Source organism: Kineococcus vitellinus (assembly GCF_009906315.1).
Lineage (GTDB): Bacteria > Actinomycetota > Actinomycetes > Actinomycetales > Kineococcaceae > Kineococcus > Kineococcus vitellinus.
In genome coordinates this window covers 1-8,500 of record NZ_JAAALL010000193.1, presented here as the reverse complement: position 1 = coordinate 8,500, position 8,500 = coordinate 1, and the positions used below count along the sequence as shown (strand labels likewise).

Here is an 8,500-nt window from a genome sequence, read left to right as displayed (position 1 = left end):
ATCTTGCGCGGTGCACCGTGCGAGATCACCGGGGGGCCCCGCTCAGGAGGCGGTGCCGGTGCGCACCCGGTCCAGCCAGCCCTGCGCGGCGGTGAACGCCTCCTCGGTCGGGCCGTCGCCGACGACGGTGTGCCCGCCGTCGGCGCGCGGGTAGCTGCCGACGAAGCGGACCCGCTCGCACACGCGGTGCAGACCCATGAGGGCCTCGCCGACGCGGGCGTCGGCGACGTGGCCGTCGCAGTCGATGGAGAAGCAGTAGCGGCCCAGGGCGTCCCCGGAGGGCCGGGACTCGATGCGGGTGAGGTTGATGCCGCGGGTGACGAACTGCTCCAGCGCCTCCACGAGGGCGCCGGGGCGCTCCTCGCGCAGGAAGACGACGAGGGAGGTCTTGTCGTCGCCGGTGGGGGCGGGGACGGCGCCGGGACCGGGGCGCGAGAGCAGCACGAAGCGGGTCTGGGCGCCGGCGCGGTCCTCGATGCGCTCGGCGAGGACCTCCAGGCCGAAGCGCTCGGCGGCGAACGGCGCGCAGATCGCGGCCTCGAAGCCGGCGGGCTCGCCGCCGGCGAGCTCGGCGGCCAGGGCCTGCGCGGCGGCGGCGGTGGAGGTGGCGGGCACGTAGCCGGCCCCGGGCAGCGTGGCGTGCAGCCACCGCCGCACCTGCGCGTGGGCGTGGGAGTGGGTGCTCACGCGCCGCACGTCGGTCAGCGCGGTGCCGGGGCGCACGGCCAGCACGAAGGAGACGGGGATGACCACCTCGGCGACGACGACGAGGGGGTCGCCCGCGGCCAGGCCGTCCAGGGTCGCCGGGACGCCGCCCTCGACGGAGTTCTCGATCGGCACGCACCCGACGTCGGCGGCGCCGCTGCGCACCGCCTCGATGGTGGCGTCGACGCTCGAGGTCGCCGCGGCGGGCGCGTCCCCCACCACGGTCCGCAGGGCGGCCTCGGAGAAGGTGCCGACGGGGCCGAAGAACGCGTAGCGCAGCACGGGCGAGACAGTAGCCGAGCGCCCGCACCGGTCCCGCCGGCCGCCGGGGGCGCTCCCCGGCGGCCGGGCGCCTCAGCCGGCGCGGCGCAGCCTGCGGCGCTCGGTGCGCCCGCTCCAGATGGTCTCGCGCTGGTCCTCGGTCAGGCCCCCCCAGACCCCGTAGCTCTCGCGGTGCGACAGCACGTGCTGGCGGCACTGGCGCAGCACGGGGCACTCGGCGCAGATGGCCAGGGCCGCGGCGTCGCGGTGCTGGCGGGCTGCGCCGCGCTCGAGCTCGGGGTGGAAGAACAGCTCGGGGTCGGCCTCGCGGCACGCACCCCGCAGCTGCCACTCCCACGCCTCGACGGTCGGGCGCAGGGTTCGGCTGGTCTCGCTCACGGGTCCCCCCTCGGGTGGTGTGACGCTCTCGCTGGAAGGCGTCTTCCCCCGGGGGCCGAAAAGCTAAACGCTAAGCGATGCGTCAGTCACCGCGCGTGATCGACTCTCGGCGTGTCGGACGAGCAGCCACCACATCGCGAGCAGCGACAGCAGCGCCCACCACAGGTCGCCGTTCTGCACCGCGCGGGCCAGCACCGTCGGCACGCTGCGCGAGGCCAGCAGGTTCGCCCCCCACCACGGCCAGGCCACCCACAGCAGCAGCAGACCGGCCGCACCGACCACCAGCCGGCGACGGCTCCGCCCGTCGCCGACGAGGGCCCCGAGCACGACGACGCCCCACAGCAGGTGGTGCAGCCAGGAGACGGGCGAGACGAGCACCGCGACCATGCCGCACGCGGCGACCTCCCCCACGAGCGAGCCGCGCCGGTGCAGCGCGCGGGCCAGCGCGAAGCCCGCCACCGCCGCGAGCGCGGCCAGCAGCCCCCACACCAGCGTCGTGGCGCCCTCGGACAGGTACAGCCGCAGCACGAAGCCGCGCAGCGACTGGTTGGAGGAGCCCGCGTTCGGCCCCAGCCGGTCGGAGTTCAGCAGCGCGGAGGTCCAGAACTCCAGCGACGCCTCCGGCGCGACCAGGAAGGTCGCGACCGTCACCCCCGCGGCCGCGGCGACCGCGTTGCGCAGCTCGCGCCACTGCCGGGTGATCGCGAAGTGCACCAGGAAGACGCCCGGGGTCAGCTTGACCGCCACCGCCACGCCGACGAGCGCGCCCCGCGGCCAGCGCAGCGTCCAGCGCCCGATCCGCACGCCCTCGCGCCCGCGCACCAGGTCCAGCAGGCACAGCGAGACGAGGACGACGTTGACCTGGCCGAAGCGGATGTTCTCGCCCACCGGGGAGATCCAGACGCACAGCGCGGCGACGACCCCGTGCAGCAGCCCGGCGCGCGCACCCGCGCGCTCCAGCAGCGGCCGGAAGGCCAGCCCGACCACGAGCCACAGCAGCGCCAGCTGCAGCGCCGTCCACACCCAGCCCGCCGCGCCCCAGGGCAGCAGCGCCAGCGGCACCGACAGCAGCGCCGAGAACGTGGGGTAGGTGAACGGCAGCAGCTGCGGCACCTCGGTCTCGAAGGCGTACACCGGCCGGCCCAGCAGCAGGCTGCGGCCGGCCTCGCGGTAGACCTCCAGGTCCACCTGCCACTGGTCCTGGGGGTAGGCCACGAGGTAGCGGTGCACGATCGGCGCGACCGCGAGCAGCAGCACCACCACCCCCGCCAGCCGCCACGCACCCGCCGGCGCTGCGCGCGGCACCCGAGCCGTCCCCTCCTCGATCACGCCCCGATCCTCCCCCAGCGGCGCACGGGTCCCGACCGGCACCCGCCCTAGCCTGGGGCGGTGCCCCGCTCCGCCACCGCCCGTCCGCACGCCCTGCCCGCGCCGGTGGCGGTGGTCGCCGCGGCGGCCGTGCTGCTGGGTGCGCTGCTGGCAGGGCTGTCCGGGGCGGCCCCCGCGCGGGCCGCGGCGGCGGACGGGCGGGCGCCGCTCGTCCTCGTCGGCTTCTCCGGCGTGCGCTGGTCGGACGTGTCCGAGCGGGCCACGCCGGCGCTGGCGTCGATGAGCAGCGGCGCCATCGGCACGATCGCCGTGCGCAGCGTCTTCACCGCCGCCTGCCCCGCCGACGGCTGGCTGGGCCTGTCCGCCGGCCGGCGCGCCACCGACTTCGACGGCACCTCCGCCGAGCACGCCGCCGCCGCCTGCGCGCCGGTGGCCGAGGTCGTCGACGGCGTCCAGCCCGACCTGGCGCGCTACCGGGAGATCGCCGACGGGGACACCTTCAGCGCCGTGCCCGGCACGCTGGGGCAGGCGCTGGCCGACGCCGGCACCCGCACGCTGGCGGTCGGCCCGGGCGCGGGCATCGCGCTGGCGGCCGAGGACGGCACCGTCCCCGCCGCCGTCCCGGCCGCCGACGCCGCCACCCCGCAGGCCGTCGGCGGGTACGTGCAGGACGCCCTGGAGTCCGGCGCGCAGGTCGTCGTCGTCGACGCCGGCGCGGTGCGCGACCCCGCGGACCTGCCCGCGCGCGAGGAGGCGCCGGCCGCCCCGCGCGCCGAGCAGGTCGCGGCCGTCGACGCGACGGTGGCCGCCGTCCAGCGGGCCGTCGAGGCCTCCACCGGCGCGGGCGCGACGACGCTGCTGGCCGTCTCGCTGGCCGACGCGGGCCGCACCGCGCACCTGCAGTTCGGCGCCGCCACGGGACCGGCGCCCGGCGGCGGCACCTACGACGGCCACCTGGGCTCGCGCTCGACGCGGCAGACGGCGATCGTGCAGACGACGGACCTGACCCCGACCGTCCTGGCGCTGGCGCTCGGCTCCGACCACGGCACGCCCGGCCTGGTCGGCGCCCCGGTCACCTCCACCGACCCGGGCACCTCCGCCGCCGAGCGCGAGCGCAAGGTGCGCGACCTCGACCAGGCCGCGCAGGCGGTGCAGCCGCTCGTCGGGCCGTTCTTCACGGCCTGGGGCGCCTCGCAGCTGGTGCTGTACGCGGTGGCGACGCTGGCGCTGCGCCGGGCGTGGGGCGGCTCGCGCGGGCGGCGCCGGGTGCTGGGCGGGCTGCGCGTGCTCACGGTCGCCTTCGCCGCGGTGTGCGCCTCGACGTTCCTGGCCAACACGATCCCGTGGTGGCGCCACGGCGAGAGCACCGGCGAGCACCTGCTCGCCGTCTCGGGCGCGGTGGCCCTGTACGTGGTGCTCATCACGGCGCTGGCGCTGCTGGGCCCCTGGCGGCGGGCGGCGCTGGGCCCGCTGGGCTTCGTGGGGCTGGTGACGGCCGGCGTCCTGGCGGTGGACTGCGCGACGGGCTCACGGCTGATCACCTCCAGCCTCAACGGCCTGCAGCCGGTCGTGGCCGGCCGCTTCTACGGGCTGGGCAACCAGCAGTTCGCGCTGTTCGCCACGGGTGCGCTGCTGTTCACCACGGCGCTGGCCGACCGGCTGGTGCGCGGCGGCCGGCGCCGCTGGGCCGTCGTCGCGGTGGCCGTCCTGGGCGTCGTGACGACGTTCGTCGACGGCGTGCTCGGCAGCGACTTCGGCGGCCCGCCGGCGATCCTGCCCGCCTTCGGCCTGCTGGCGCTGCTCGTGGCGGGCGTGCGGATCACCTGGCGGCGGGTGCTCGTCATCGCGGGCGCCACGCTCCTGGTGCTGGCCGCGATCTCGCTGGCCGACTGGCTGCGCCCCGTGGACGACCAGACGCACCTGGGCCGCTTCGTGCAGACGCTGCTGGACGGCGGCGCCTGGCAGGTCGTCGAGCGCAAGGCGGCGCAGAACCTGCGGATCCTCTACAGCAACTGGATCCTCAGCCTCGTCCTGGCGGTCGCGGCCGCCTTCATCGCCTTCGTGCTGGTGCGCCCGCGGGTGCTCGGGGTCTCGCTGCTGGCGCGCGCCTACGAGGCGCACCCGGTGCTGGAGGCCGGGCTGACGTGCCTGCTGGTGCTGCTCGTCATCGGCTTCGCCGTCAACGACTCCGGCGCGGCCGTGCCGGCGGTGGGGGCGATGCTCGCGGTGCCGCTGCTCATCGCGGCGTGCACGCGGACGCTGGACGCCGGCGCCGCCCGCAGGCCCTGAGCGTCGGGCGGCGCCGGACGGCCTTACAGTAATCGACAACCGTTCCCATCGTCAGGAAGACGTCGCATGCCGTCGCGCCGCCGCCCGCTCGCCCTCGCCGCCACCCTCACCTGCGCCCTCGCGCTCGCCGCCTGCGGCGGCGGGGACGACGCCGCCACCGGCTCTGCGTCGGCGGCCTCCCCGGCCGCCGACGGCCTCAGCGTCGTGGCCTCCACGAACGTCTACGGCTCGATCGCCTCCGCGATCGCCGGCGACGCCGCGAGCGTCACCTCGATCATCAGCGACCCCTCCGCCGACCCGCACAGCTACGAGGCGAGCACCCGCACCCAGCTGGAGCTCTCGCGCGCCGACGTCGTCATCGAGAACGGCGGCGGCTACGACGACTTCATGGAGCAGCTGCTCAGCGCGGCCGACTCGAAGGCCGTCGTGCTGGACGCCGTGGAGGTCTCGGGCAAGCAGGCGCCCGCCGACGGGGAGCTCAACGAGCACGTCTGGTACGACGTCGCCACCGTCCGCGCCCTCGCCGAGCGCGTCGAGGCGGAGCTCGCGCAGGCCGCCCCCGACGACGCCGCCACGTTCGCGGCGAACCTGGCGACGTTCCAGACCTCCCTCGACGGGGTGCAGCAGCGGATCGACGCCGCCCGGCCGAGGACGCAGGACCAGCCGGTCGCCGTCACCGAACCCGTCCCCGGCTACCTGCTGGACGCCCTCGGTGCGCGGAACGTGACGCCGGAGGAGTTCTCCGAGGCCGTCGAGGAGGAGAGCGACGTGCCCGTCGACGTCCTGCAGGAGACGCTGGCACTCTTCAGCGGCGGGCAGGTGCGGGCGCTCGTCCACAACGAGCAGACCACCGGCCCGCAGACCGAGCAGGTCCTGCGGGCCGCGCAGGAGAACGGCGTCGCGGTGGTGCCGGTGACCGAGACGCTCCCCGAGGGTGAGGACTACGCGACGTGGATGAGCGCGAACGTGGACGCGGTCGCGGCGGCGCTGGGCGCGTGAGCGGCGGACCCCGGCCCGAGCCGGCCCCGCGGGGCCCCGCGGCCGTGCCCGCGCTGCGGCTGCGGGAGGCCTCGCTGTCCTACGGCAGCCGCCGCCTGTGGTCCGGCCTGGACCTCGACGTCGCCCCCGGCGAGTTCGTCGCCGTCCTCGGCGCGAACGGCGCGGGCAAGTCCAGCCTGCTCAAGGTCGTCCTCGGCCAGCAGCCGCTGCAGGCCGGCCGGGTGGAGGTCGCCGGCCGGCCCGCCCGGCGCGGGGACCGGAACATCGGCTACGTCCCGCAGCAGAAGGGCCTGGAGGCGACCACCCCGCTGCGGGCCCGCGACTTCGTCCGCCTGGGCCTGGACGGGCACCGCTGGGGCCCGCTGCTGCCCTCGCGCTCGGCGAGGGCGAAGGTCGAGGAGGTCCTGGAGGCCGTGGGCGCCACCTCCTACGCCGACGTGCCCGTGGGGCGGCTGTCCGGCGGGGAGCAGCAGCGGCTGCGGGTGGCGCAGAGCATCGTCGGCGACCCGCGGCTGCTGCTGGCCGACGAGCCGCTGCTGTCGCTGGACCTGCACCACGCCGGCGCGGTGAGCGCGCTCGTCGACGCCTGCCGCACCCGCACCGGCGCGGCGGTCCTGTTCGTCACCCACGACGTCAACCCGGTGCTGCCCTACGCCGACCGGGTGCTCTACCTGGCGGGCGGGCGCTTCCGCATCGGCACCCCCGAGCAGGTGATGAACTCCGCGACGCTCTCGGAGCTGTACGGCGCCCCGGTGGAGGTGCTGGAGTCCGGCGGGCGGCTGCTGGTGGCGGGCGCCGCCGCCGAGGACCGGCACGACCACGAGCACGCGCACGCGCACGGGAGGGCCTCGTGAACCGGATCTTCGACTTCTCCGACTACGGCGCCCTGCTGGCGCTGGTCCACAACTCCCTGTACGCGGGGGCGCTGCTCGGCCTGGTCGGCGGGCTCGTCGGCGTGTTCGTCGTCGCCCGCGACCTGCCCTTCGCCGTGCACGGCACGAGCGAGCTGAGCTTCGCGGGCGGGGCGGCCGCGCTGCTGCTGGGCGCGAACGTCGTCGTCGGCTCCCTCGTCGGCTCGGTGCTGGCGGCCGTGCTGTTCGGCGTGCTGGGCGCGCGCGCCCGCGACCACAACTCCGCGATCGGCGTGCTCATGCCGTTCGGCCTCGGCCTCGGGGTGCTGTTCCTGTCGCTGTACGAGGGGCGGGCCGCGAACAAGTTCGGCCTGCTGACCGGGCAGATCGTCGCCGTCGACGACCCGCAGCTGGTCGCGCTGGCGGTCATCTCCGTCGTCGTCGTCGCCACGATGCTCGTGCTGTGGCGGCCGCTGCTGTTCGCCAGCCTGGACCCCGAGCTGGCCGCGGCCCGCGGGGTCCCGGTGCGGCTGCTGTCGCCGGTGTTCATGCTCGTCCTGGGCCTGGCCGTGGCGATGAGCGTGCAGATCGTCGGCGCGCTGCTCGTGCTGGCGCTGCTGGTCACCCCCGCGGCCGCGGCCGTCCGGGTGAGCCACAGCCCGTTCGTCGTCCCGCTGCTGTCGGTGGCCTTCGCGCTCGTGGCGATGGTCGGCGGGACCCTGCTGGCCCTGGGTTCCTCGATCCCCATCAGCCCCTACGTGACGACGGTGTCGTTCGCGATCTACCTGCTGTGCCGGCTCGTGGCGCGGCTGCGGCGCCCGGCGGAGCGCCCGGGCGAGCCGGCGCCCGCGCAGGTCGCCGAGGTCCTCTGAGGCCGCTGCGGTCCCGGCCGCTGCCGGGACCGCGGGCGGGCCGCTAGCCCGCTCCCACTCCCCCGGACCGCCGCGCGAGGTCGCGCTCGAGCCCGCGCACGAACGCCTCGAACGCGGCGTCGACGCGCTCGGCGTCGCCGGTGACCATCCGGTCCAGCACCAGCCCGCGCATCGCGGAGAGCACCAGGGTGGCCTGCGCGCCGGCGCTCTCGCGGGCGGCGCCCGCGGCCACCAGCCCCTCGGCCAGCAGGCCGGTGCGCTCGCGCACGGAGGCGCGCACGGCCGCGGCGAGGTCCTCGTCGTAGAGGGCGCTGCCGGTGATCGCCAGGAACAGGCGCACGTAGCGCTGGCCCGAGGGCGAGGTGGCGTGCGCCCACAGGGCCCGCAGCGGCCCGCCGTCCGCCCCGCTGCCCACCCCGCCGTCCGGGCCGCCGCGGCGCAGCGCCGGTGCGCTGAACGCGCGGGTGAGGACGCGCTCGACGATCTCGGCGAGCAACCGCTCGCGGGTGCCGAAGTGGTGCAGCAGCGCGGCGTGGCTGACCCCGGCCGCCTCGGCGACGCGGCGCAGCGAGGCCTGCGCGAGCCCGTGCGCCACGACGTGCTCGGTGGCGGCCTGCAGCAGTTCCTCGCGGCGGTGGCGGTAGCGCAACCGGCGCCCGTCCTCCTTCGGCGGGTCCCCGACCCCGGCGCCGATCCCGTCCCCGGTCACGGCGGCAGCGTAGCCGCCCGGAGTTGCTTGACCACCTGGTCAGCCAAAAGTAGTGTTCGGCGCGTTCCGCAGCAGCGGTCCCGGCC

The 8,500-nt window shown here is 76.6% G+C and carries 8 protein-coding genes; 4 read left to right on the top strand and 4 right to left on the bottom strand.

What is annotated here, in order from left to right; all coding sequences use genetic code 11:
- Positions 1 to 42 precede the first annotated feature (42 nt).
- The 3 genes from pheA to GTQ99_RS15825 all read right to left on the bottom strand — a co-directional run bounded on the left by pheA (position 43) and on the right by GTQ99_RS15825 (position 2,694).
- A complete protein-coding gene (pheA, locus tag GTQ99_RS15835; RefSeq protein ID WP_166616699.1) occupies positions 43 to 987 on the bottom strand; it encodes a prephenate dehydratase in 945 nt (314 codons plus the stop codon).
- A gap of 72 nt (positions 988 to 1,059) precedes the next feature.
- Positions 1,060 to 1,365: a WhiB family transcriptional regulator gene (locus GTQ99_RS15830; protein ID WP_166616698.1), complete on the bottom strand. Its 306-nt coding sequence runs from the start codon at positions 1,363 to 1,365 to the stop codon at positions 1,060 to 1,062.
- A gap of 63 nt (positions 1,366 to 1,428) precedes the next feature.
- On the bottom strand, positions 1,429 to 2,694 hold the full coding sequence (locus tag GTQ99_RS15825; protein WP_166616697.1) for a glycosyltransferase 87 family protein: 1,266 nt from the start codon (positions 2,692 to 2,694) through the stop codon (positions 1,429 to 1,431).
- Between the two features lie 60 nt (positions 2,695 to 2,754).
- On the opposite strand from GTQ99_RS15825, the gene GTQ99_RS15820 reads away from it, so the two are divergent.
- From GTQ99_RS15820 to GTQ99_RS15805, 4 genes are all read left to right on the top strand, one after another.
- Positions 2,755 to 4,983, top strand: a complete 2,229-nt coding sequence (locus GTQ99_RS15820) for a hypothetical protein (protein ID WP_166616696.1) — start codon at positions 2,755 to 2,757, stop codon at positions 4,981 to 4,983.
- Positions 4,984 to 5,049: 66 nt separating this feature from the next.
- Entirely contained in the window at positions 5,050 to 5,982 is a 933-nt protein-coding gene (locus tag GTQ99_RS15815) for a metal ABC transporter solute-binding protein, Zn/Mn family (RefSeq protein ID WP_166616695.1), read from the top strand.
- Positions 5,979 to 6,836, top strand: a complete 858-nt coding sequence (locus GTQ99_RS15810) for an ATP-binding cassette domain-containing protein (RefSeq protein WP_166616694.1) — start codon at positions 5,979 to 5,981, stop codon at positions 6,834 to 6,836. The genes GTQ99_RS15815 and GTQ99_RS15810 overlap by 4 nt, the downstream gene beginning before the upstream one ends.
- Positions 6,833 to 7,705: a metal ABC transporter permease gene (locus GTQ99_RS15805; RefSeq protein WP_166616693.1), complete on the top strand. Its 873-nt coding sequence runs from the start codon at positions 6,833 to 6,835 to the stop codon at positions 7,703 to 7,705. Before GTQ99_RS15810 ends, GTQ99_RS15805 begins: the two co-directional genes overlap by 4 nt.
- Positions 7,706 to 7,748: 43 nt before the next feature.
- Here the strand turns inward: GTQ99_RS15805 and GTQ99_RS15800 are convergent, their stop codons facing one another.
- Positions 7,749 to 8,414: a TetR family transcriptional regulator gene (locus GTQ99_RS15800; RefSeq protein WP_166616692.1), complete on the bottom strand. Its 666-nt coding sequence runs from the start codon at positions 8,412 to 8,414 to the stop codon at positions 7,749 to 7,751.
- Positions 8,415 to 8,500: the final 86 nt, after the last annotated feature.